The organism is Pseudomonas fluorescens (assembly GCF_902498195.1).
Lineage (GTDB): Bacteria > Pseudomonadota > Gammaproteobacteria > Pseudomonadales > Pseudomonadaceae > Aquipseudomonas > Aquipseudomonas fluorescens_BU.
Genome location: NZ_CABVIY010000002.1, coordinates 406,243 through 428,712, shown reverse-complemented (window position 1 = coordinate 428,712; position 22,470 = coordinate 406,243). Strand labels below are relative to the sequence as shown.

23 protein-coding genes are annotated in these 22,470 nt (G+C 60.5%); 7 read left to right on the top strand and 16 right to left on the bottom strand.

The features are described from left to right. Positions 1-74: 74 nt before the first annotated feature. The 4 genes from F8N66_RS32095 (at position 75) to F8N66_RS07420 (ending at position 2,748) form a co-directional block, all read left to right on the top strand. A complete protein-coding gene (locus F8N66_RS32095; protein WP_150769564.1) occupies positions 75-254 on the top strand; it encodes an AMP-binding enzyme in 180 nt (59 codons plus the stop codon). 116 nt (positions 255-370) lie between these two features. Then, the gene (locus F8N66_RS07430) at positions 371-1,861 is read left to right on the top strand and encodes a leucyl aminopeptidase (RefSeq protein WP_150769563.1); all 1,491 of its coding nucleotides are present in this window, start codon (positions 371-373) and stop codon (positions 1,859-1,861) included. A 60-nt stretch (positions 1,862-1,921) separates the two neighbouring features. After that, on the top strand, positions 1,922-2,350 hold the full coding sequence (locus tag F8N66_RS07425) for a DNA polymerase III subunit chi (RefSeq protein ID WP_150769562.1): 429 nt from the start codon (positions 1,922-1,924) through the stop codon (positions 2,348-2,350). An 8-nt stretch (positions 2,351-2,358) separates the two neighbouring features. Beyond that, the gene (locus F8N66_RS07420; RefSeq protein WP_150769561.1) at positions 2,359-2,748 is read left to right on the top strand and encodes a DNA polymerase III subunit chi; all 390 of its coding nucleotides are present in this window, start codon (positions 2,359-2,361) and stop codon (positions 2,746-2,748) included. Positions 2,749-2,781: 33 nt separating this feature from the next. Here the strand turns inward: F8N66_RS07420 and F8N66_RS07415 are convergent, their stop codons facing one another. Beyond that, positions 2,782-3,546, bottom strand: coding sequence for a sulfite exporter TauE/SafE family protein (locus F8N66_RS07415; RefSeq protein WP_150769560.1), 765 nt, complete (start codon positions 3,544-3,546; stop codon positions 2,782-2,784). Between the two features lie 136 nt (positions 3,547-3,682). On the opposite strand from F8N66_RS07415, the gene xseA reads away from it, so the two are divergent. Together xseA and F8N66_RS07405 are read left to right on the top strand one after the other, a co-directional pair. Next, the gene (gene xseA / locus F8N66_RS07410) at positions 3,683-5,062 is read left to right on the top strand and encodes an exodeoxyribonuclease VII large subunit (protein WP_150770152.1); all 1,380 of its coding nucleotides are present in this window, start codon (positions 3,683-3,685) and stop codon (positions 5,060-5,062) included. A 3-nt stretch (positions 5,063-5,065) separates the two neighbouring features. Then, positions 5,066-5,887 carry a M23 family metallopeptidase gene (locus F8N66_RS07405; protein ID WP_150769559.1) on the top strand — a complete coding sequence of 274 codons (822 nt, stop codon included), beginning with the start codon at positions 5,066-5,068 and terminating at the stop codon, positions 5,885-5,887. Between the two features lie 107 nt (positions 5,888-5,994). On the opposite strand, the gene F8N66_RS31670 is transcribed toward F8N66_RS07405, so the two are convergent. Further along, on the bottom strand, positions 5,995-6,576 hold the full coding sequence (locus F8N66_RS31670; protein ID WP_224790450.1) for a hypothetical protein: 582 nt from the start codon (positions 6,574-6,576) through the stop codon (positions 5,995-5,997). 166 nt (positions 6,577-6,742) lie between these two features. Between F8N66_RS31670 and leuA the strand changes: the two genes are divergently transcribed. Next, positions 6,743-8,422, top strand: a complete 1,680-nt coding sequence (leuA, locus tag F8N66_RS07390; RefSeq protein WP_150769558.1) for a 2-isopropylmalate synthase — start codon at positions 6,743-6,745, stop codon at positions 8,420-8,422. Positions 8,423-8,585: 163 nt separating this feature from the next. Here the strand turns inward: leuA and F8N66_RS07385 are convergent, their stop codons facing one another. From F8N66_RS07385 to hscA, 14 genes are all read right to left on the bottom strand, one after another. Then, the gene (locus F8N66_RS07385) at positions 8,586-9,377 is read right to left on the bottom strand and encodes an amidohydrolase (protein ID WP_150769557.1); all 792 of its coding nucleotides are present in this window, start codon (positions 9,375-9,377) and stop codon (positions 8,586-8,588) included. Beyond that, on the bottom strand, positions 9,365-10,513 hold the full coding sequence (locus F8N66_RS07380; protein WP_150769556.1) for a pyridoxal phosphate-dependent aminotransferase: 1,149 nt from the start codon (positions 10,511-10,513) through the stop codon (positions 9,365-9,367). Before F8N66_RS07380 ends, F8N66_RS07385 begins: the two co-directional genes overlap by 13 nt. 138 nt (positions 10,514-10,651) lie before the next feature. After that, positions 10,652-12,121, bottom strand: coding sequence for a ribosome biogenesis GTPase Der (gene der, locus F8N66_RS07375; RefSeq protein WP_150769555.1), 1,470 nt, complete (start codon positions 12,119-12,121; stop codon positions 10,652-10,654). 140 nt (positions 12,122-12,261) lie between these two features. Further along, positions 12,262-13,413 (bottom strand): outer membrane protein assembly factor BamB, encoded by a 1,152-nt coding sequence (gene bamB / locus F8N66_RS07370; RefSeq protein ID WP_032831492.1) that lies wholly within the window; start codon positions 13,411-13,413, stop codon positions 12,262-12,264. Beyond that, positions 13,406-14,047, bottom strand: a complete 642-nt coding sequence (locus tag F8N66_RS07365) for a tetratricopeptide repeat protein (RefSeq protein ID WP_150769554.1) — start codon at positions 14,045-14,047, stop codon at positions 13,406-13,408. The genes bamB and F8N66_RS07365 overlap by 8 nt, the downstream gene beginning before the upstream one ends. A 42-nt stretch (positions 14,048-14,089) precedes the next feature. Continuing rightward, entirely contained in the window at positions 14,090-15,379 is a 1,290-nt protein-coding gene (hisS, locus tag F8N66_RS07360) for a histidine--tRNA ligase (protein ID WP_053162320.1), read from the bottom strand. 37 nt (positions 15,380-15,416) lie between these two features. Continuing rightward, positions 15,417-16,526, bottom strand: a complete 1,110-nt coding sequence (gene ispG / locus F8N66_RS07355; protein WP_150769553.1) for a flavodoxin-dependent (E)-4-hydroxy-3-methylbut-2-enyl-diphosphate synthase — start codon at positions 16,524-16,526, stop codon at positions 15,417-15,419. A gap of 3 nt (positions 16,527-16,529) precedes the next feature. Continuing rightward, positions 16,530-17,549 (bottom strand): helix-turn-helix domain-containing protein, encoded by a 1,020-nt coding sequence (locus F8N66_RS07350; protein ID WP_150769552.1) that lies wholly within the window; start codon positions 17,547-17,549, stop codon positions 16,530-16,532. Then, a complete protein-coding gene (gene pilW / locus F8N66_RS07345) occupies positions 17,549-18,307 on the bottom strand; it encodes a type IV pilus biogenesis/stability protein PilW (protein WP_150769551.1) in 759 nt (252 codons plus the stop codon). The genes F8N66_RS07350 and pilW overlap by 1 nt, the downstream gene beginning before the upstream one ends. A gap of 16 nt (positions 18,308-18,323) precedes the next feature. Next, positions 18,324-19,469 (bottom strand): 23S rRNA (adenine(2503)-C(2))-methyltransferase RlmN, encoded by a 1,146-nt coding sequence (gene rlmN, locus F8N66_RS07340; RefSeq protein WP_150769550.1) that lies wholly within the window; start codon positions 19,467-19,469, stop codon positions 18,324-18,326. 28 nt (positions 19,470-19,497) lie between these two features. Further along, on the bottom strand, positions 19,498-19,923 hold the full coding sequence (ndk, locus tag F8N66_RS07335) for a nucleoside-diphosphate kinase (RefSeq protein WP_007916882.1): 426 nt from the start codon (positions 19,921-19,923) through the stop codon (positions 19,498-19,500). Between the two features lie 88 nt (positions 19,924-20,011). Continuing rightward, positions 20,012-20,212: a Fe-S cluster assembly protein IscX gene (gene iscX / locus F8N66_RS07330; protein ID WP_150769549.1), complete on the bottom strand. Its 201-nt coding sequence runs from the start codon at positions 20,210-20,212 to the stop codon at positions 20,012-20,014. 14 nt (positions 20,213-20,226) lie between these two features. Continuing rightward, positions 20,227-20,568 (bottom strand): ISC system 2Fe-2S type ferredoxin, encoded by a 342-nt coding sequence (fdx, locus tag F8N66_RS07325; protein WP_085715824.1) that lies wholly within the window; start codon positions 20,566-20,568, stop codon positions 20,227-20,229. Between the two features lie 2 nt (positions 20,569-20,570). Further along, positions 20,571-22,433, bottom strand: coding sequence for a Fe-S protein assembly chaperone HscA (gene hscA / locus F8N66_RS07320; protein ID WP_150769548.1), 1,863 nt, complete (start codon positions 22,431-22,433; stop codon positions 20,571-20,573). Between the last annotated feature and the right edge of the window lie 37 nt (positions 22,434-22,470).

Below are 22,470 nucleotides of genomic sequence, written 5' to 3'. Positions count from 1 at the left end.
CAGGGTTGTCAGGCTAAGGCGGCCAAACAAGCAAACATTTCTGGCAACCCGCAAGGCAGAGCCGCCAAAAAAAGATGGCGCATTATCCTGTGATTGAGTGCGCCTGTCACGGCGCAATGCACGCAGGAGCGAGCTTGCTCGCGATGGTCGTCAACGATAACGCCGGACCTCTGACACCCCGCGCCGTTCTTGGGTTCATCGCGAGCGAGCTCGCGCCTATATTCGTGCAGCCGAGGGTTGTCAGGCGCCGGTAGCGAGGTTCAAACTGCGGCCTTCGTCGCCGGGCACTACCGGCGCCTCTATTTATAAGCAAGCGACGCAGACCACTGTCGAGCGCTTGCGAGTTGACCATCAATTCAGGGACCCGGACATGGAACTGGTTGTAAAAAGCGTTAACCCGGAAACGTTGAAGACCGCCACGCTGGTGGTTGCCGTCGGTGAAGGCCGCAAGCTCGGTGCTGCCGCCAGGCAACTCGACGAACTCAGCGGCGGTGCGATCAGCGCCGTTCTCAAGCGTGGCGACCTGGCCGGCAAAGTCGGCCAGAGCTTGTTGCTGCACAGCCTGCCTAACTTGAAAGCCGAACGCGTCCTGCTGGTTGGCGTGGGCAAGGATGAGGAGCTGGGCGACCGTCCGTTCCGCAAAATCATCGCCGGCGTACTCAACACCCTCAAAGGCCTGGGCGGCAGCGATGCGGTACTGGCCCTCGACGAAATCGTGGTCAAAGGCCGCGACAGCTACGGCAAGACCCGCCTGCTGGCCGAAACCCTGGTGGACGGCGAATACCAGTTCGACCAGTTCAAGAGCCAGAAAGCCGAACCCCGCGCCCTGAAGAAAATCACCCTGCTGACCATCAAGGCAGCCCAGGCTGAAGTGCAACGCGCCGTGACTCACGCCACCGCGATCGCCAACGGCATGGCCTTCACCCGCAACCTGGGCAACCTGCCGCCGAACATCTGCCACCCGACCTTCCTCGGTGAGCAGGCCAAGGACCTCGGCAAAGAGTTCAAGGACCTGAAAGTCGAAGTCCTCGACGAGAAAAAGATCAAGGCACTGGGCATGGGCTCGTTCTACGCCGTCGGCCAGGGCAGCGCCCAGCCACCGCGCCTGATCGTCATGCAGTACAACGGTGGCAAGAAATCCGAGAAGCCGTACGCACTGGTCGGCAAGGGCATCACCTTCGACACCGGCGGCATCAGCCTCAAGCCGGGCGCCGGCATGGATGAAATGAAATACGACATGGGCGGCGCCGCCAGCGTGTTCGGCACCCTGCGTGCCGTGCTCGAACTGAAGCTGCCGATCAACCTGGTGTGCATCCTGGCCTGCGCCGAGAACATGCCGAGCGGCAACGCTTCGCGCCCTGGCGACATCGTCACTACCATGAGCGGCCAGACCGTGGAGATCCTCAACACCGACGCCGAAGGCCGCCTGGTGCTGTGCGACGCCCTGACCTACTCCGAGCGTTTCAAGCCGCAAGCGGTGATCGACATCGCCACCCTGACCGGTGCCTGCGTGGTTGCGCTGGGTTCCCACACCTCGGGCCTGCTGGGCAACAACGACGAACTGATCGGCCAACTGCTGAGCGCCGGCAAGGCTGCCGACGACCGCGCCTGGCAACTGCCGCTGTTCGATGAGTACCAGGAGCAGCTGGACAGCCCGTTCGCCGACATCGCCAACATTGGCGGTCCAAAAGCCGGCACCATCACCGCCGCCTGCTTCCTGTCGCGCTTCACCAAGAACCTGAACTGGGCGCACCTGGACATCGCCGGCACGGCCTGGACCAGCGGCGGCAAGGACAAGGGTGCCACTGGCCGTCCGGTTCCGTTGCTGACCCAGTACCTGCTGGACCGCGCCAAAGCCTGAAACCGATGAACCTGGGCGGCGTCGCTTGCGAGTGGCGCCGCCCAAGGCTCAGGAACCGCAATGACCAAAGTCGACTTCTATATCCTGCCCAGCGCCGATCCTTCGGCACGTCTGGATTTCGCCTGCAAGCTCACCGAAAAAGCCTGGCGCATGGGCCACCGTGTCTACCTGCATTGCAGCGACGCCGCCCAGCGCGAGGAGCTTGATGCGCGACTGTGGGCCTTCAAGGGTGAAAGTTTTGTGCCCCACGGCCCTGCTGAAAGCGAACCGGACAGCACCATCGTCCTGGGGGTTGGCGATGACTGCGGTCAGCACCAGGATTTGCTGGTCAACCTCGACCTGAAGGTCCCGGCCTTTGCCCAACGCTTCGCCCGCGTGGCGGAAGTGGTGGTCGAAGATCCAGTGATCCGCCAGGCCGCGCGGGAGAGTTTCCGTTTCTACCGCGAACAGGGCTATCCTCTGCAAGATCACCGTTTACAGCGACTCTGAGCATTCCGATGGACACTCCAAAACCGCTGCAAAAGTCCGCGCACCTGCTGGACGACCTCGAGTCGATCCGCCAATTGCTCGGCGATGACAACCTGCAACCACCGCTACTGACCGACACGGTCGAAGACGGTGACCAGGAACAGATTCCCATGTTGTTCGACACCGTCAGCGAACCCGCGCCGACCGTCGAGCCGACACCCGCCAAACCTGCCGCCGAACCGGCACAGAGCGCCAACAAGAACGCCGACGCCTTGCTGTACCTCGACAGCGAGCTGCGCGCCGCCGCGCAATTGATCATGCAAGACGTGATCGACGACTTCGCGCCGCACATCGAAACCGAAATCAAACGCCGCCTCAGCGCACGACTTGAGCGTTTGTTGAGTCAATACAACGATTGAATCGATACAGCGCGGCTCTCCTGCAGGAAACGGTCAGGCGCTCAGGTAGCGCCCGATCAACGCAATCCCGCTCGCCAGCACCAGCCACGTCACCAACCGCACAAAGGCCTCGCGGGACAAGCGCCTGGTCAAGCGTCGCCCGATCCACAACCCCAATGCCATTGCGGGCAACAGACACAGTGCCAGGACCAGCAAGGGCAGCTCGGCATACACGCCCGCCACCACAAACAGGCTCAAGCGCACCACCGTGCTGCAACTGATCAGCGCGCTTTGGGTTGCCCGGGCTTCGTCCTTGGGCAGTCGACTGTTCAGATAAATCGCGTACAAAAAGCCGCCACTGCCAAACAACGCGCCGAACATCCCGCCCACCGTGCCCATCGGCACTGCCCAAACGGCAGACAATTGCGCCGGGCGCGCCTTCACCCACAGGCTGTAAATGGCATAGGCGCTGATAAACAGCCCCATCAACAGCAGCAACACGTCGGACTTGAGGTTCAACAGAAAAATCACCCCCAGGGTGCAGCCGACCGCCATGCACGGCAGCAATCGCAGCAGCTCCGGCTTGGCCACGTCCCTTCTGGAAGGTAACAGGTTGCCGAACGCCGCGATGAAATCCAGCAGTACCAGCAGCGGAACGATTTTCGACAGCGGCATGAACAGAATCAGAATTGGCCCGGCCACCAGCGCCGTACCGAACCCGGCAATGCCGAACACGATGTAAGCCAGGGCGATGCCCGTCCCGATCACCAGCCAGTCCACGGCGCCGAAGGGCCATTGGTTTAACAATTCACTCAACATTTCATCCAATCCATGTAGGAGCTGCCGAAGGCTGCGATCTTTTGATTTTTGCTTTCCAGGTCAAAAGATCGCAGCCTTCGGCAGCGCCTACAAGGGATCGTGCATTCAGCTGGAGATTGCCTTTATCATGCGCCCCATGATTAAAGATCCCTTTGCAAGACTCGGCCTGGACCGCGAAGTCCTGACCGTCAGCCAGCTCAACGGCCGCGCACGGGTGTTGCTCGAAGACGTGTTCAGCAACATCTGGGTCGAAGGCGAAATTTCCAACCTCGCCCGCCCGGCGTCCGGCCACGTGTATTTCACCCTCAAGGACAGCGGTGCCCAGGTGCGTTGCGCGCTGTTTCGGCAGAACGCCGCCCGGGTGCGCCAGGCGCTGAAGGACGGCCTGGCGGTCAAGGTTCGCGGCAAAGTCTCGTTGTTCGAGGGGCGCGGCGATTACCAGTTGATCCTCGACACCGTGGAACCGGCCGGTGACGGCGCGTTGCGCCTGGCGTTCGATGCGCTGAAGGAAAAGCTCAGCGCCGAGGGCCTGTTCAGCGCCGACCGCAAAGTGCCACTGCCGGCGCATCCGCAGCGCATTGGCATCATCAGCTCACCCACCGGCGCGGTGATTCGCGACATCATCAGCGTCTTCCGCCGCCGCGCACCGCAGGTGCAACTGACCCTGATCCCCACCGCCGTGCAGGGCCGCGAAGCCACCGCACAAATTGTCCGCGCGCTGAAACTGGCGGACGCCCGTGGCTTCGATGCGTTGATCCTGGCCCGTGGCGGCGGCTCGCTGGAAGACCTCTGGTGCTTCAACGAAGAAGCCGTGGCCCGCGCCGTGGACGCCTGCGTGACGCCGATCGTCAGCGCGGTCGGCCATGAAACCGACGTGTCGATCAGCGACTTCGTGGCCGACGTTCGCGCCCCCACGCCCTCTGCCGCCGCCGAACTGCTGGCGCCAGACTCCAGCGATCTGGTGCGCCGGGTCGAGAGCCTGCACCGTCGGTTGGTAATGCGCATGCGTGACCGCCTGATGCGTGACCGGCTGCGCCTGGAAGGGATCTCACGCCGCCTGCGTCATCCGGGCGAACGCCTGCGCCAGCAAGCGCAGCGCCTGGACGACCTGGACATGCGTCTGCGCCGCGCCTTCGAGCGCAGCCTCAACACCCGTCGCGAACGGCTGATCCGCCTGGAAACCCGCCTGGCCGGGCAGCATCCGGGCCGGCAACTGGCGCTGCTGCGTCAACGCCTCGACAGCCTCGCCGAACGCCTGCCCCGGGCCATCCGCGAAGGCCTGAAAAGCCGTCGCCTGCAACTGCAAAGCCAAATGCAGACGCTGCATGTGGTCAGCCCCCTGGCGACCCTCGGCCGTGGCTACAGCATTTTGCTGGACGAGCGTGGCAACGCCATCCGCAGCGCCGGGCAAACCCATACCGGCCAGCGCCTGAAGGCCAGGCTGGGTGAAGGCGAACTGCAAGTGCGGGTCGAAGACAATCACCTGACCCCCGTCACTCTTTCTTTACTGGACTGATCCATGCCGCGTTTTCTCGCTCCTTTTCTGTTGTTGTGCCTGACCTTCAACGCCCATGCCGACAGTTACATCACGCGCCTGTTGAACAAACCCGTACCGGGCGGCGTGGCCGTGGTGGATCTCGGCGCTGCCGCACAGGCACCGAAAGCCAGCTACCAGGGCAAGCCGGTGTTGGTGATCAAGGAGCAGAACAATTGGCTGGCCATTGTCGGCGTGCCACTGACCGCCAAGCCCGGCGCCCAGTCCATCAGCAGCGGCGGTCGCAACCTGGGTTTCACCGTCGGCAACAAGAAATACCCGGAACAGCGCATCACCCTGAAAAACACCCAACAGGTCAACCCGGACCCGGACAATCTCAAGCGCATCGAGCGCGAACTGGCCGAGCAGATCGCGGCCTATCGCACCTTTAGCCCGAATACGCCCAGCAATGTGTTGCTGGACAAACCGGTCAACGGCCCGCTGTCGAGCAAGTTCGGCGTGCGCCGATTCTTCAATGGCGAGGAGCGCAACCCTCACTCCGGCCTGGATTTCGCCGTGCCGGCAGGTACGCCAATCAAGACCCCCGCCGCGGGCAAGGTCATTCTGATCGGCAATTACTTTTTCAACGGCAACACCGTGTTTGTCGACCATGGCCAAGGCTTTATCAGCATGTTCTGCCATATGTCGAAGATTGATGTGAAGTTGGGGCAGCAACTGGCTCGCGGTGGCGTGGTGGGCAAGGTGGGTGCGACTGGCCGGGCGACCGGCCCGCATATGCACTGGAATGTCAGCCTGAACGATGCGCGGGTGGATCCGGCGATTTTTATCGGGGCATTCCAGCCCTGAATTTGCGGTGCAGCAGCCGGCCTCTTCGCGAGCAAGCCCGCTCCCACAGGGTTTCAGTGATCCTTGTGGGAGCGGGCTTGCTCGCGAAGGCGGCATTGCTGACACCACTATTCCGCTTCCAGATCCTCAATCCCGTGAACCTCCCGATCCGCCAGACAGTGCCTGACCCACTCCTGCGTTTCCACCGAAAACCAGCTCAACTCCTGCGCCGTGATCAACTCCCGCGCACACAACCCCAGCAAGTGCGACCGCGCCTCATGGCGTGAAAACCTGAAAACGCCAAACGCCCAATACAGCTCTTTCTGCCCCCCTTTGAGCAACTCCTCGCTGGCATCAATCCGTTCGTAGGGCGAGATACTCTTGTCCAGCACGATTTTTTCGACGTCTGCCATGATCCGGACGCACATCCGCTCGTGGGCCACCGGCCGCAACACGCAATACTGTTTCCAATCAGACTCGTTCATCGCCGACTCCCGCTTGCCCGTAGAGGCTTTAAAGAAGAATAGCCTCACACAGGGACCCCGCGCCCAAACTTCCGATTGCGCATCGCTCAAACCTCGCGCAAACAACCTCACGTTCAGATCGATGAAGAGCAATAAAATCTCGATAAACAGGTCGTGACGAGTATTCCTCTCAATTTTTTCCGGCTGCTTGCCATCCTTCCCCCTCGCGGTTAGGGTTGAAGGCATGAAAACCTCTCACACCCTCATTCAGCTCCGCCAGCACCGCAGCTTGTGCCTTGTCAGCGCACGACTGCCGGGCTGAATCGCGGTGCCTCGTCCCACGCTTTCCCCCCAGTAAATTTGATCCACCGGCAGGCCGCCTTTTTTCGGCCCACACAATAAGGATTTCCCGATGAGCATGCTCAAAGACCCGTCTTCGAAATACCGTGCGTTCCCGACCATCGATATCCCGGATCGCACCTGGCCGTCGAAAACCATCACGGCCGCGCCGATCTGGTGCAGTTCCGACCTGCGTGACGGTAACCAGTCGCTGATCGAACCGATGGACGCCGCCAAGAAGCTGCGCTTCTGGAAAACCCTCGTGCAGGTCGGCGTGAAAGAGATCGAAGCCTCATTCCCGTCCGCCTCGCAAACTGATTTCGACTTCGTCCGCACCCTGATCGAAGACGGCCATATTCCGGACGACACCACCATCCAGGTGTTGACCCAGGCACGCGAAGACCTGATCGCGCGCACTTTCGAATCCCTGCGCGGCGCGAAAAAAGCCATCGTTCACCTGTACAACGCCACGTCTCCTTCTTTCCGCCGCATCGTCTTCAATCAGGACTATGCAGGGGTCAAGGAAATCGCCGTGAACGCGGCCAAGCTGTTCGTCAAATATGCCGCCCAGCAGCCGGAAACCCAGTGGACCTTCCAGTACTCCCCGGAAACCTTCAGCGCCACTGAACTGGAGTTCGCCAAGGAAGTCTGCGATGCAGTGATCGAGGTCTGGAACCCGACGCCCGAGCGCAAGATCATCCTCAACCTGCCGGCCACCGTTGAATGCGCAACCCCGAACATCTATGCCGACCAGATCGAATGGTTCGGCCGTCACATCAACCGTCGTGACAGCGTGATCATCAGCCTGCACACCCACAACGACCGTGGCACTGGCGTAGCCGCCACCGAACTGGGCCTGATGGCCGGTGCCGACCGTGTCGAAGGCTGCCTGTTTGGCAACGGCGAACGCACCGGTAACGTCGACCTGGTGACCGTGGCCCTGAATATGTACACCCAGGGTCTCGACCCTCAACTGGACTTCTCCGATATCGACGGCGTGCGCAAGGTCGTCGAGGAGTGCAACCAGATCCAGGTGCACCCACGTCACCCGTACGTCGGCGACCTGGTGCACACCGCATTCTCCGGTTCGCACCAGGACGCGATCCGCAAGGGCTTTGCCCAGCAGAAATCCGATGCCTTGTGGGAAGTGCCGTACTTGCCGATCGACCCGGCCGACATCGGCCGCAGCTACGAGGCGGTGATTCGCGTCAACAGCCAGTCGGGCAAAGGCGGTATCGCTTACCTGCTGGAACAGGAATACGGCATCAGCTTGCCACGTCGCATGCAGATTGAGTTCAGCCAGGTCGTGCAGCGTGAAACCGATCGCCTGGGCCTGGAAATGACCGCCCAGCAGATCCACGCCCTGTTGCACAGGGAGTACTTGCAGGCCAACGCCCCGTACGCGCTGGTCAGCCATCGCCTGCAGGAAGAAAACGGCCACAGCGCCGTCGAAGTGGAAGTCGCCAGCCAAGGCCAGGGCGAAACCAACCTTCACTGGCGCGGCAAAGGCAACGGCGCGCTGGAAGCGCTGGTGGCCGGCCTGCCGATCCCGGTGGAAATCATGGACTACAACGAACACGCCATCGGCGCGGGCACCAATGCCAAGGCCGCGGCCTACATTGAACTGCGGGTGAACGGTGAGCGCGCCGTGCACGGCGTCGGTATCGATGAAAATATCACCACCGCCAGCTTCAAGGCCCTGTTCAGCGCGCTGAACCGTTCCCTGAGCCAGCCGGAAGCGAAAGCGGCGTAACCTTCGCCGCCATTCAAAAAGGCCCTGGGGTGTAAATTCCGGGGCCTTTTTGTTTGTATCGCTTGAAGATCAAAAGATCGCAGCCTTCGGCAGCTCCTACAGGGGAATGGATTCCCCTGTAGGAGCTGCCGAAGGCTGCGATCTTTTCAGTACTGACAAAATCTCAGGTGAACTCAAAAGTATCTGCGTCCAGATTCGCCGGAAATCTTGTGCGATAAGCCGCCAGTTCCGCCGCATCCAGCACCACCTTGAACACCCCGTCCGCCTCCCCTGCGCTGAGCAAGGTCTCACCCTGGAAATCCAGCACCTGACTGTCCCCGGTATAGGCAAAGCCCTTACCGTCGGTGCCAACACGGTTCACCGCCGCCACGTAGCACAGGTTTTCGATCGCCCGCGCCGGTAGCAAGCGGTTCCAGTGCTGGCGTCGCGCACCTGGCCAGTTGGCGGTGTACAACAGAAGGTCGGTGTCCTGGGCATCACGACTCCACACCGGGAAGCGCAGGTCGTAGCAAATCAGCGGGCGCACCCGCCAACCCTTGAGCTCGAACTGCACCTGGCGCTCGCCGGGGGTGTAGTGGTTGTGCTCGCCGGCCATGCGAAACAAATGGCGTTTGTCGTAATGCAGCACCTCGCCGTCCGGCCGTGCCCACAACAGGCGATTGCGATGACTGCCATCCGCCGCCTGAACGATGACGCTACCGGTGATCACCGCCTCAAGCTTGGCCGCTTGCGACCGTAGCCACTTGCTGGTGGGGCCGTTTTCCGCCTCGGCGAGCGTCTCGGATTCCATCGAGAAGCCGGTGGTGAACATTTCCGGCAAAATCACCAGATCAGCGCCGCGAGCCTGCTCCAGCAACGACTCGAAATGCTCGAGGTTGGCCTGGCGGTCGTGCCAGGCCAGGGTCGTCTGAATCAGCGCCACGGTCAGGTTTGGAAGTGCACTCAAATCACGCATAGTTTCTCCGCCGCTTCGCACAGGGTCTCTTCGCGCTTGGCAAAACACAGGCGCACCAGGCGTTGGCCTTCGGGCGGAGTCTGGTAGAACACCGAGATCGGAATACTCGCCACACCGTGTTCGCGGGTCATCCACAACGCCATTTCGACATCATTGAGGTCCGGGCGGATCTGCGAGTAATCGACCAACTGGAAATAGGTGCCGGTCACCCGAGTAAAACTGAAACGCGACGGTGCCAGCAGGTCGCAGAACAGATCGCGCTTGGCCTGATAGAAACCCGGCAATTCTTCGACGTGTTCCGGATGCTCGGCCATGAAATCAGCCAGGGCATATTGCAGCGGCGTCACGCCGCAGAAACTGACGTACTGGTGTACCTTGCGCAGCTCGGCCGTCAGGGCTGGCGGTGCGACGACGTATCCGGTTTTCCAGCCGGTGACGTGGTAAGTCTTGCCGAAGGAACTGACCACGAAGGCACGCTGATACAGCTCTTCGTGATTCAGCACGCTGACGTGAGGTACACCGTCGAACACCAGGTGCTCGTAGACTTCGTCGCTGACGAGGTAGATATCGCGATCACGGATCAGGTCCGCCAACTGATCCAGTTCGGCACGGCTGATCAACGCGCCACTGGGGTTATGCGGTGTGTTCAGCACAATCATCCGCGTGCGAGGCGTGATGGCCTCGGCCAGTTTCTGGAAGTCGATGGCGAAATCTTTCAGCCCGAGTTGCACATGCACGCAACGACCGCCGGCCAGCTCTACCGAAGGCTCGTAGCTGTCGTAGCACGGGTCGAACACGATCACTTCGTCGCCGCTGTGGATAACCGCCTGAATCGCACAGAAAATCGCTTGGGTGGCACCGGGAGTGATCGTCACCTCGTGGTCGGCATCGACATTGACGCCGTAGCTGCGAGCGATCTTCGCTGCCACTTGCTGACGCAATGCCGGCAGGCCGGTCATCGGCGAATACTGGTTGTGACCCTTGGCTACATGCCGGCCGACCGCATCGCACAGCGCTTGCGGGGCATCGAAATCGGGGAAGCCCTGGGACAGATTGAGCGCGCCGGTTTGCGCCGCGAGCTGAGACATTTGAGTGAAAATAGTGATGCCGACATTCGGCAGCTTACTGGTGATCATCGGTAGCCCCTTGCAGGTGAGCACCAAGTTTCAAGCTGCAAGCCGCAAGTGGTCAAGCGTCAAACCTCCAGATGCAAAAAAGGGCCCTGAACAGGGCCCTTTCCGCTTTAACTTACAGCTTGTAGCTTGCAGCTGCTTCTATCGCTTATCGCGACGCTTCTTGTCGGCCTTCTTGTGGTGCGACATCAAGCGACGCTTCTTGTTGACCTGGCGGTCGGTCAGCGAGTTCTTGTTGCCTTCGTACGGGTTCTCGCCACCCTTGAACTCGATGCGGATCGGAGTACCGACCAGCTTCAGGACACGGCGATAGGTGTTTTCCAGGTAACGAACGTACGACTTCGGCACCTTCTCGATCTGGTTACCGTGAATCACGATGATCGGCGGGTTCGCGCCACCCAGGTGAGCATAACGCAGCTTGATCCGGCGATTGTTGACCATCGGTGGCGCGTGCTCGCCGACCGCGTCTTCCAGAATCTGGGTCAGGCGGTTGGTCGGCCAACGGGTGACCGCGGACTTGAACGAGTTCTGCACCGAAGCGTAGAGGTTGCCCACGCCCGTACCGTGCAGCGCCGAGATGAAGTGGATGTCGGCGTAGTCAACGAAGAACAGTCGACGTTGCAGCTCGACCTTCACGAAGTCGCGCTCGCTCGGCGTCATGCCGTCCCACTTGTTGATCGCGATAACCAGCGCACGACCGGCCTCGATGGCAAAACCCAGCAGGTTGAGGTCGTGGTCCACCACGCCTTCGCGGGCGTCCATGACGAAGATCACCACGTTGGCGTCTTTGATGGCTTGCAGGGTTTTGACCACGGAGAATTTTTCGACTTCTTCGTGGATCTTGCCGCGCTTGCGCACACCGGCGGTGTCGATCAGCGTGTACTTCTCGTCGTTACGCTCGAACGGGATGTAGATACTGTCGCGGGTGGTGCCAGGCTGGTCATACACGATCACCCGGTCTTCACCGAGCATGCGGTTGACCAGGGTCGACTTGCCGACGTTCGGACGGCCAATGATTGCGATCTTGATCCCGTCTTTTTCGCTCGGGCCAGGAATGCGCTTGGCTTCCTCGCCTTCGGCAACGTCCTCTTCCTCGCCTTCTTCCGGCTCTTCTTCGTCTTTCGGGAATTCGCTCAGGGCGATTTCCAGCATCTGGGTGATGCCACGGCCGTGAGCACCGGCGATCGGGATCGCGTGGCCCATGCCCAACGGGGCGAACTCGGCGCGAGCCATCTCAGGGTCGATGTTGTCGACCTTGTTGGCGACCACGTAGGAACGCTTGTTACGTTTGCGCAAATGCTCGGCGATCATCTGGTCGGCGGCAGTGAAACCCGCCTTGGCATCTACCAGGAACAACACTACATCCGCTTCTTCAATGGCCAGCAGCGACTGCTCGGCCATTTTTTCGTCCATACCATGTTCGTCACCGGAGATACCGCCGGTGTCGACCAGAATGTAGGAACGCCCTTGCCACTTGGCCTCACCGTACTGGCGATCACGGGTCAGACCGGACAAGTCGCCGACAATGGCGTCGCGAGTCCTGGTCAGGCGGTTGAACAAGGTGGACTTGCCGACGTTCGGTCGGCCCACCAGGGCGATTACGGGAACCATGCGGCTCTCCACTTCGTTATTTCAGAAAATACAAAAGCCGCTGCGAGGCAGCGGCTGGTGCTCGGGGCAGCGTAAACAAACGCTGCAAACCCCGGAAATCGGGGCCGCCTGGGGGTTTAACCCCAAGCATAGTCAAACCTTTACTTAATGGTCAGGGCTTCCAGTTTGCCACTGTTGCCATAGACATAAATCGTGTCACCCACCACCAGCGGGCGGGCACGCAGGCCGTCGCTGTCGATGCGTTCGCGGCCGACGAATCGACCGTCCACCTGACTCAGCAGGTGCAGGTAACCTTCCAGGTCACCGACTGCAACATAGCTGGAGAACACTTCCGGAGCCGAGAGTTGACGGCGAGCCAGCGAATCGTTGCTCCACAGGGCCGTGGTGGAACGTTCGTCGACGCCTTCAACGGTGCCCGAAGACAGGCTCACGTAGACGCTTCCGAAACCCTGGGCGACACCGGCGTAGCTGGAAGCATCACGCTGCCACAGCTGGCGACCGCTTTGCAGGTCCAGTGCCGCAACGCGACCCTGGTAGCTGGCGACATAAATCGTCTCGCCGGACAGCAGCAGGCCGCCGTCGATGTCGACCACGCGCTCCAGCTCCGAACGACCTTGCGGGATCGCTACACGCTGCTCCCAGACCGGCACGCCGTTGGAGATGTCCAGGGCAACCACTTTACCGGTCGAAAAGCCAGCCACTGCAAGGCGATTGGTCACGATCGGCGCGCTGGTGCCACGCAGGGTCAGTACGGCAGGCGTGCTGTCATACAACCAGCGCTGGTTGCCAGTTGCGGCATCCAGGCCGATCAGACGGTCGTCCTGGGTCTGGACCACCACCACATCACCGTTGTTGGCCGGTGGTGCGAGGACTTCGCTGGACACGCGAGCGCGCCATTTCTCTTCACCGTTGATGGCGTCCAGGGCAACGATTTCACCCTTGATCGTACCGATCGTCAGCAGACCGTAACCAACGCCAACGGCACCGGAAACAGGCAGTTCGAGATCTTTCTTCCACTTGACGTCGCCGTTGCTGCGATCCAGCGCCATCACCACACCGGTGACGTCGGCGGCATAGATGGTATCGCCATCGATCGCCGGAACCAGCATGTTGTAGGTTTCGCCCTGACCGTCACCGATCGAACGACTCCACTGTTTTTGCAGGACCACTTCTTCCTTGAAATCGGTCAACTCGGCCGGCGGCAGTTCTTTCTTGCTGTTGCTGCTGCAACCCGCGGCCAAAATGGCCAGGGCCAGCAATGCTGCATGTTTCCAACGGATCACGTCACGCATCCCCTTTGGCCAGGTCGTCCAGCTTGATTTGTAGGCCACCGACCGCCGCTTCATCCGACAGTGCCGCCTTGGCTTTTTGATACGCCGCGTGTGCTTCATCGGTACGACCCAACTGCACCAGCAGGTCTCCCTTGAGTTCTTCACGAGTGGCCAGGAAGGCCTTGTCGGCATCGCCTTCAAGCAGTTTCAGGGCTTCATCGGCCTTGTTCTGCGCGGCCAGTACCTGCGCCAGGCGCTGACGGGCGATTTCGCCCAGCGCCGGGTTGGCCGGTTTGGCAACAATGGCTTTCAGCTCACTGGCTGCGTCATCCAGCTTGCCGCTGTCGACGGCGACCTTGGCCACGAACAGGCTGCCGTATTGCGCGTAGGCGCTGCCGCCGAACTCGCTGTTGAGCTTGCCTGCCAGATCCGAAACACGGGCCGCATCAGGCTTGCCATCAGGCGTCAGCGTGGTTTCCAGCAATTGCTGATAGAGCATCGAGGCGCCTTGCGACTGATTGCTCTGATACTTGTGAAAGGCTTGCCAGCCGAACACGATGACCAGCGCCAACAGGCCGCCAGTGACCAGGGGCTTGCCGTTGCGTGACCACCAGTCCTTTAAATCCGCCAGGTTTTCGTCTTCGGTACTCGACACCCCAATACTCCTTAATCGCTAAATCGGCTGTTTATGACAGCTTCAACCCTGCACGACGCAGGTGGCCAGGTGTGCAGCAAGCGCATCCCAGGCAATGCTTTGTTGTTCGCCCTGGCCACGCAGGGGTTTGAAACCTACCACCTGCTGGGCCATCTCATCGTCACCGAGGATCAGTGCATACAACGCACCGCTCTTGTCGGCTTTCTTGAACTGGCTCTTGAAGCTGCCGGCGCCGGCATTCACTTGCAGGCGCAGGTTGGGCAACTGGTCACGCACACGCTCGGCCAGGGCCAGGCCGGCCAGTTCGGCTTCTTCACCGAAGGCGCAGAGGTAGACGTCGACCTGACGGGAGATCTCTTGCGGGATCTGCTCCAGGGTTTCCAGCAGCAGGACCAGGCGCTCGATGCCCATGGCAAAACCAACGCCGGCCGTCGGCTTGCCGCCCATCTGCTCGACCAGGCCGTCGTAGCGACCACCGGCACACACGGTGCCCTGGGCGCCCAGCTTGTCGGTGACCCATTCGAAAACGGTCTTGCTGTAGTAGTCCAGCCCGCGAACCAGCTTCGGGTTGATCACGTAAGGAATGCCGGCGGCGTCCAGACGAGCCTTGAGGCCTTCGAAGTGCAGGCGTGATTCTTCGTCCAGGTAGTCGGCCATTTTCGGCGCATCGACCAGGATCGCCTGCGTGTCGGCGTTCTTGGTGTCCAGTACCCGCAGCGGGTTGGTCTTCAGGCGACGCTGGCTGTCTTCGTCCAGCTTGTCCAGGTGCCCGGACAGGAACTCGACCAGCGCCTCGCGATAACGGCCACGGGACTCGCTGGTGCCCAGGCTGTTGAGCTCGAGCTTGACTGCATCACGGATGCCCAGCTCGCCCCACAGGCGCCACGTCAGCACGATCAGCTCTGCATCGATGTCCGGACCATCCAGGTTGAACACCTCGACACCGATCTGGTGGAACTGGCGGTACCGGCCTTTCTGCGGACGCTCGTGGCGGAACATCGGGCCGATGTACCAGAGCTTCTGCACCTGGCCACCACCGGTGATGCCGTGCTCAAGCACAGCACGCACGCAGGCCGCGGTGCCTTCAGGGCGCAGGGTCAGGGAATCGCCGTTGCGGTCGTCGAAGGTGTACATCTCTTTTTCGACGATGTCGGTCACTTCACCGATGGAGCGCTTGAACAGCTCGGTGAACTCGACGATTGGCATGCGGATCTGCTTGTAACCGTAGTTATCCAGCAGGCGCGAAACGGTGCCCTCGAAATGACGCCACAGCGGAGTCTGTTCGGGCAGGATGTCGTTCATGCCACGAATGGCTTGCAGAGACTTGCTCACTTTAAATCCTTAAATTCGTTCGGCTCTTCAGTCGGGCTTAGCCGCGAGCGATAACCGCTGCTTCAGCCTCGACCTTCTCGGCCGCTTTCTCGCGGATCAAGCGTTCAAGCTCATCCACCAGATTGTCATTCGTCAGTTTCTGCGACGGCTTGCCGTCGATGTAAATCAGGTTGGGCGTGCCGCCGGTCAAGCCGATATGGGCTTCCTTGGCTTCACCCGGCCCGTTGACCACGCAACCGATAACCGCCACATCCAGCGGCACCAGCAAATCTTCGAGGCGCCCTTCCAGCTCGTTCATGGTCTTGACCACATCGAAGTTCTGCCGCGAGCAACTCGGGCAGGCGATGAAGTTGATGCCACGGGAACGCAGGTGCAGGGACTTGAGAATGTCGTAGCCGACTTTCACTTCCTCGACCGGATCAGCCGCCAACGAGATGCGAATAGTATCGCCAATCCCTTCGGCGAGCAGCATACCGAGGCCCACGGCGGATTTCACTGTGCCTGAACGCAAACCACCGGCTTCGGTGATGCCCAGGTGCAACGGCTGGACGATTTCCTTGGCCAGCAGGCGATAGGCCTCGACGGCCATGAACACGTCGGACGCTTTCACGCTGACCTTGAAGTCCTGGAAGTTCAGCCGTTCTAAGTGCTCGACGTGGCGCAGGGCAGACTCGACCAGCGCGGCCGGGGTCGGTTCGCCGTATTTCTTTTGCAGGTCTTTTTCCAGGGAACCGGCGTTGACCCCGATACGAATCGGGATCCCGCGATCACGGGCGGCATCGACCACGGCGCGTACACGATCTTCGCGACCGATGTTGCCCGGGTTGATCCGCAGGCAGTCGACGCCCAGTTCAGCGACGCGCAAGGCGATCCGGTAGTCGAAATGGATATCGGCAACCAGCGGCACCTTGACCAGTTGCTTGATCTTGCCGAAGGCCTCGGCGGCATCCATGTCCGGCACGGACACCCTTACGATGTCGACGCCGGCCGCTTCCAGACGGTTGATCTGCGCCACAGTGGCAGCAACATCGTTGGTATCGCTGTTGGTCATGCTCTGCACAGCGATAGGCGCATCGCCGCCAACAGGCACATTACCGACCCAGATCTTGCGCGATTCGCGACGTTTGATTGGAGATTCGCCGTGCATGACTTATTGACCCAACTTCAGGCGAGCAGTCTCGCCACTGGTGAACGGAGCCACATCAACCGCCTGGCCGTTGTAGCTGACCTGTGCGCCGCGAGCGAAGCCCAGGCGGACCGCGAACGGCGGCTTGCCGCTGACGGAAAGGCTGTCGCCCTTACGCTTGAGACCACTGAACAGCACCTTGCCGCTGCCGTCGGACACCTGGGTCCAGCAATCGGCGGTAAATTGCAGCTGAACCTGGCCCTGGCCGGCAACCGGGGCAACCGCCGGAGTGGCTGGCGCAGGAGCCACCGGAGCAACTGGCGCGGTCACGGTCGGGGCCGGTACGGCAGGAACCGCCGGGGCTGGCGTTGCGACCACTGGTGCCGCCGTGTGTGCTGGAGCAGCGGGCGTTGGTGTTGGCGCTGCCGCGGGTGCAGTCACTTGCGCTTCAACCGGTGTTTCGGCCGAAGTCTCGGCTTGCGGCAATGCCAGAACCGTGGAGTTTTCAGCCTGGCCCTCGGCGACAGCCTGGTCTTCCGGCTCGTCCAGCGGGTGAATCTGGGTGGTGCCGTCAGCGCCTTCGACCTCAACGTGCTCAGGGCTCAGGCTGATCAGATCCTTGGTGCGCAACGACGTTTGATCCTGCCACCAGACAAAACCGCCGCCAATCACTGCCACCAGCAACAACAGGCTGACAATACGTAAAATAGTGTGGGATACCCGGACCGGCTCTTCGATGCGACCCAGGCTATGCACGCTGCTGCCCTGGGAGTCGGTGCCGGTGGATTGGTCGAACTGCTGGACCAGAACGGCCTGGTCCATGCCGAGCAATTTGGCATAGGCGCGAATATAGCCGCGAGCGAAGGTATGCCCTGGCAGCTTGTCGAAAGCGCCGGCTTCCAGATTGCTCAGGGAATTGACGGTGAGGTTGAGCTTGAGAGCCACTTCGGCCAGCGACCAGCCATTGCTTTCGCGGGCCTGGCGCAGAGTCTCACCGGGGTTAACGCGATTCGCTGCTACAACTTCGGGATGCGCCGCTTTCATCATTGCTCCGACAGGTATTGCTGATATTCCGGTGTACCGGGATAGAGTCTTTTTAATTGCAAGCCAAAACTGGCGGCCTTGTCGCGATCTTCAAACACTTTTGCCAGCCGGACGCCGAGCAATAGACTACGTGCATTTTGCTCGGCGAGCAGGCTAAAACGATCGTAATAGTCACGCGCGGGCACATAATGCCTGTCTTCGTAAGACAACTCAGCCATTTCCAGCAATGCGCGGGGTTGTTGTCGATTCAAACGCAGGGCTTTTTCCAGTTGCTGCTGGGCCAGGTCGCGCTGACCGAGCATCGCGGCGGTCATCCCCAGGTTCTCGAACACTCGTGAACGCTCAGGATACAGAGTATCGGCAGCGGCCTGCTCAAAGCGCTCGTAGGCTTCCTTGTAGCGTTTTTGCTCGAAAAGAAAACTGCCGTAGTTGTTGAGGATGCGTGCATCGGCGGGACGTTTGGACAGCGCCTTGCGAAAATGCTGGTCGGCCAGTTCCGGCTCCATCTCGGCCTGGAACACCAGCGCCAGCGCCGCGTTGGCGTCCGGGTCGGTATCGTCCAGCTCCAGCGCTTTCTTCAACGGCACCTTGGCCCGTTCGGTCATGCCCTGCTGCAGATAACCGATGCCCAACTGCACATACGCCTCACGCGCTTCGTCACGGCCCTTGCTGGTCTTCATCGGGTTGTAATCGCCCGAAAGCACACAGCCAGCACACAGGCTGGCCAAAAGCAAAAGCAGCGCAAAGCGCAGGGACATAGAGATCCTCTCTTGGTTACTTATTCGCAGCGTTCTGTGCCATATCGTTCTCGGCGCTCAATTCACGCACGGCGATATAACGTTCGCTGCGACGGGTGCGATCCAGCACCTGCCCTACCAGTTGACCACAAGCGGCGTCGATGTCTTCACCACGGGTGGTGCGGACGGTGACGTTGAAACCGGCATGATGAAGCTGATCCTGGAACCGGCGAATGGCGTTGTTGCTTGGCCGCTCGTACCCGGAATGCGGGAACGGGTTGAACGGGATCAGGTTGATCTTGCACGGGATATTCTTGAGCAACTCGATCATCTCGACCGCATGCTCGACCTTGTCATTGATGTCCTTGAGCAAGGTGTACTCGATGGTCAGCACGCGCTTTTCGCCCAGGGACGACATGTAGCGCTGGCACGACTCGAGCAGCATCTTAAGCGGATATTTCTTGTTGATCGGCACCAATTGGTTACGCAATGCGTCATTCGGTGCGTGCAGGGACAACGCCAGGGAGACGTCGATGTGCTTGGACAGCTCATCGATCATCGGCACCACGCCCGAGGTGGACAGGGTCACGCGGCGCTTGGAGATGCCGTAGCCCAGGTCATCCATCATCAGGTGCATGGCGGCAATGACGTTGTCGAAGTTCAGCAGCGGCTCACCCATGCCCATCATCACCACGTTGGTGATGGCACGGTCGACGGTTGCCGGGACGCTGCCAAAGGATTTGTTGGCAATCCACACCTGGCCGATGACTTCGGCGGCGGTGAGGTTGCTATTGAAGCCTTGCTTGCCGGTGGAGCAGAAACTGCAGTCCAGGGCACAGCCCGCCTGGGACGAAACGCACAAGGTGCCGCGTTTGCCCTGGGGAATGTAAACGGTCTCGACGCAGCTGCCGGACGCCACGCGCACCACCCACTTGCGGGTGCCGTCGCTGGAGATGTCCTCGCTGACCACTTCCGGACCGCGAACTTCAGCAACAGCCTTGAGCTTCTCGCGCAAGGCCTTGCTGACGTTCGTCATGGCGTCGAAATCATCGACGCCAAAGTGGTGAATCCATTTCATTACCTGACCGGCACGGAAACGCTTCTCCCCGATTGAGTCGAAGAATTTTTCCATTTCCTGTTGAGTCAGACCCAGCAGGTTGGTTTTTACAGTCGATGTCGTCATGGATTCACCTTCACTCTTAAGCCAATGCTTAGCGAGTGGTTACTTCAGTAGCTGCGAAGAAGTACGAGATTTCGCGAGCAGCAGCGGCTTCGGAGTCCGAACCGTGCACAGCGTTGGCGTCGATGGAATCAGCGAAGTCAGCGCGGATGGTGCCGGCAGCAGCTTCTTTAGGGTTGGTAGCGCCCATCAGCTCACGGTTCAGAGCGATAGCGTTTTCGCCTTCCAGAACCTGAACGACAACCGGACCGGAGATCATGAAAGCAACCAGGTCGCCGAAGAAACCACGAGCGCTGTGCTCAGCGTAGAAGCCTTCGGCTTCAGCTTTGGACAGTTGCTTGAGTTTCGAAGCTACAACGCGCAGGCCAGCTTTTTCGAAACGAGTGGTGATCTCGCCGATAACGTTTTTTGCAACGGCGTCAGGCTTGATGATGGAGAAAGTACGTTGAACAGCCATGGTGTAACTCCAGAAACGGTAATTTGCGAAAAATTAAACCCGCGAATTATACGCGGGTTCTTAGGTATTGCCTAACCTGCAGCGTGGCTCAGTCGCGTTCTTCGATCCAGTGGGCCTGAATGGCCTCCAGGATCTTCTCGCCACAATGCTCAGGCTTGTCGTCAAACTCGGGCAATTCCATTACCCATTTACGCAGATCGACGAAGTTGACCGACATTGGGTCTACATCGGGCTTGTTTTCAGCCAGCTGGATCGCGATTTCCAGCACATCAGTCCACTTGAGACTCATGACAGTTCCTTGAATCAGTGCGGCGCTTCGGCTGCGTGGTTGAGCGAGTATTTCGGAATTTCGACCGTCAGGTCTTCAGTCCCGACCTTGGCCTGACAGCCCAGGCGCGACTGGGCTTCCAGCCCCCAAGCCTTGTCAAGATAGTCCTCTTCCAGCTCGTCGGCCTCTTCCAGCGAGTCAAACCCCTCGCGGATGATGCAGTGACAGGTGGTACAGGCGCAGACGCCGCCACAGGCACTTTCCATCTCGATGTGGTGCTCATGGGCCAGCTCGAGGATGGACGTACCGGTCTCAGCCTCCACGACCATGCCTTCCGGGCAAAACTTTTCGTGTGGCAGAAAAATGACCTGCGGCATCGTTATTCCTCAATCTCATTCAGGTTGCGCCCCGCCAGCGCGGCTTTCACCGTCGAGTCCAGGCGGCGGGCAGCAAAGGCATCGGTCACTTGCGACAGACGCTTGGTCTGCTGCTCGATGGCGTAACCATCGGTACCTTTCATCAGTTCGGTGAGTTCCTGCACCTGCAGATCGATCACCATGCGCTCATCGGCATCGAGCAAACGGTCGCCGTCGGCTTCCAGGGCAGCCTGCACCGCTTCGATCAGACGCTGGGCATCGACCTGCTGCTCACGCAGCACACGGGCAACCTTGTCGTCGTTGGCATGCTGGAACGAATCCTTGAGCATCTTGGCGATTTCACCGTCGGTCAGACCGTAGGACGGCTTGACCTGGATGCTCGCTTCAATGCCCGAACCCAACTCACGGGCAGAGACGCTGAGCAGGCCATCGGCATCGACCTGGAAGGTCACGCGAATTTTCGCCGCACCGGCGACCATCGCCGGAATGCCACGCAATTCGAAGCGCGCCAGGGATCGGCAGTCACTGATCAGCTCGCGCTCACCCTGCAAGACATGGATAGCCATGGCCGACTGGCCATCTTTATAGGTGGTGAAATCCTGGGCGCGGGCGACGGGAATGGTGGTGTTGCGCGGAATCACCTTTTCCATCAGGCCGCCCATGGTTTCCAGCCCCAGGGACAGCGGGATCACGTCAAGCAGTAGCAATTCGTCGCCGTCACGCTTGTTGCCGGCCAGGGTATCAGCCTGGATCGCAGCCCCGATGGCTACCACTTGATCCGGATCGATTTCGGTCAACGGCTGACGACCGAAGGCTTCGGCGACCGCTTCGCGAACACGCGGGACACGCGTCGAGCCACCGACCATCACCACGGCGTGAACTTCTTCCAGCTCGACGCCGGAATCACGAACGGCACGACGGCAGGCTTTCAGGCTGCGAGCGACCATCGGCTCGATCAGCGCATTGAAGGCTTCGCGGCTCAGCTCGGCTTTCCAGTTGCCGTAAGCAACCTCAACAGCCACGTCATCGGTCAACGCTTCCTTGGCCGCGCAAGCGGTTTGCAACAGATTACGCTGTGCGCCGGGATCGAGGTCGGCGGACAAACCGGCACTCTCGATGATCCAGCCGGCGATGGCGTGATCGAAATCATCGCCGCCCAGGGCGCTGTCACCACCGGTAGCCAGGACTTCGAAGACGCCGCCGGTCAGGCGCAGAATCGAAATATCGAACGTACCGCCACCCAAGTCATAAATCGCCACCAGGCCTTCGGCGTGCTGATCCAGACCATAAGCCACCGCCGCGGCGGTCGGCTCATTGAGCAAACGCAGCACGTTAAGGCCGGCCAGCTTGGCCGCATCCTTGGTGGCTTGACGCTGGGCGTCGTCGAAATAGGCCGGAACCGTGATCACTGCGCCCACCAGCTCACCGCCAAGGGTGGCTTCGGCACGTTGACGCAAGACCTTGAGGATATCCGCCGAGACTTCGACCGGGCTTTTCGGGCCCTGGATCGTGTCGATGAACGGCATGTGCGATTCGCCACCGACAAAGCGGTATGGCAACTGATCGCCCAGCTGCTTGACGTCGGACAGACCACGACCCATCAAGCGCTTGACCGACAGCACGGTGTTCAGCGGATCGGTTGAGGCAGCCAGCTTGGCCGACTCGCCCACCTCGACGTGATCGGCGTGATAACGCACGGCGGATGGCAGGATGACCTGCCCCTGCGCGTCCGCCAGAGGTTCGGAAAGACCACTGCGCAAGGCAGCGACCAGCGAATTGGTAGTGCCCAAGTCGATCCCCACAGCCAGACGACGCTGGTGCGGTTGAGGACTTTGGCCGGGTTCGGCGATCTGCAGTAGGGCCATCGTTATCAGGACTTATCTGTATATCAGGCGTGCGACC

Excerpts from the sequence above, each read along its gene's own strand:
- der (WP_150769555.1), bottom strand. The coding sequence starts at position 12,121 with ATGGTTCCCGTAATCGCCCTGGTGGGCCGACCGAACGTCGGCAAGTCC.
- ispG (WP_150769553.1), bottom strand. The coding sequence starts at position 16,526 with ATGCACGGCGAATCTCCAATCAAACGTCGCGAATCGCGCAAGATCTGG.
- F8N66_RS07420 (WP_150769561.1), top strand. The coding sequence starts at position 2,359 with ATGGACACTCCAAAACCGCTGCAAAAGTCCGCGCACCTGCTGGACGAC.
- F8N66_RS32095 (WP_150769564.1), top strand. The coding sequence starts at position 75 with ATGGCGCATTATCCTGTGATTGAGTGCGCCTGTCACGGCGCAATGCAC.
- xseA (WP_150770152.1), top strand. The coding sequence starts at position 3,683 with ATGATTAAAGATCCCTTTGCAAGACTCGGCCTGGACCGCGAAGTCCTG.
- rlmN (WP_150769550.1), bottom strand. The coding sequence starts at position 19,469 with ATGACGACATCGACTGTAAAAACCAACCTGCTGGGTCTGACTCAACAG.
- hscA (WP_150769548.1), bottom strand. The coding sequence starts at position 22,433 with ATGGCCCTACTGCAGATCGCCGAACCCGGCCAAAGTCCTCAACCGCAC.
- F8N66_RS07430 (WP_150769563.1), top strand. The coding sequence starts at position 371 with ATGGAACTGGTTGTAAAAAGCGTTAACCCGGAAACGTTGAAGACCGCC.
- F8N66_RS07350 (WP_150769552.1), bottom strand. The coding sequence starts at position 17,549 with ATGAAAGCGGCGCATCCCGAAGTTGTAGCAGCGAATCGCGTTAACCCC.
- pilW (WP_150769551.1), bottom strand. The coding sequence starts at position 18,307 with ATGTCCCTGCGCTTTGCGCTGCTTTTGCTTTTGGCCAGCCTGTGTGCT.
- bamB (WP_032831492.1), bottom strand. The coding sequence starts at position 13,413 with ATGCGTGACGTGATCCGTTGGAAACATGCAGCATTGCTGGCCCTGGCC.
- fdx (WP_085715824.1), bottom strand. The coding sequence starts at position 20,568 with ATGCCGCAGGTCATTTTTCTGCCACACGAAAAGTTTTGCCCGGAAGGC.
- F8N66_RS07385 (WP_150769557.1), bottom strand. The coding sequence starts at position 9,377 with ATGCGTGATTTGAGTGCACTTCCAAACCTGACCGTGGCGCTGATTCAG.
- F8N66_RS07415 (WP_150769560.1), bottom strand. The coding sequence starts at position 3,546 with ATGTTGAGTGAATTGTTAAACCAATGGCCCTTCGGCGCCGTGGACTGG.
- ndk (WP_007916882.1), bottom strand. The coding sequence starts at position 19,923 with ATGGCTGTTCAACGTACTTTCTCCATCATCAAGCCTGACGCCGTTGCA.
- F8N66_RS31670 (WP_224790450.1), bottom strand. The coding sequence starts at position 6,576 with ATGCCTTCAACCCTAACCGCGAGGGGGAAGGATGGCAAGCAGCCGGAA.
- F8N66_RS07425 (WP_150769562.1), top strand. The coding sequence starts at position 1,922 with ATGACCAAAGTCGACTTCTATATCCTGCCCAGCGCCGATCCTTCGGCA.
- leuA (WP_150769558.1), top strand. The coding sequence starts at position 6,743 with ATGAGCATGCTCAAAGACCCGTCTTCGAAATACCGTGCGTTCCCGACC.
- F8N66_RS07380 (WP_150769556.1), bottom strand. The coding sequence starts at position 10,513 with ATGATCACCAGTAAGCTGCCGAATGTCGGCATCACTATTTTCACTCAA.
- F8N66_RS07405 (WP_150769559.1), top strand. The coding sequence starts at position 5,066 with ATGCCGCGTTTTCTCGCTCCTTTTCTGTTGTTGTGCCTGACCTTCAAC.
- iscX (WP_150769549.1), bottom strand. The coding sequence starts at position 20,212 with ATGAGTCTCAAGTGGACTGATGTGCTGGAAATCGCGATCCAGCTGGCT.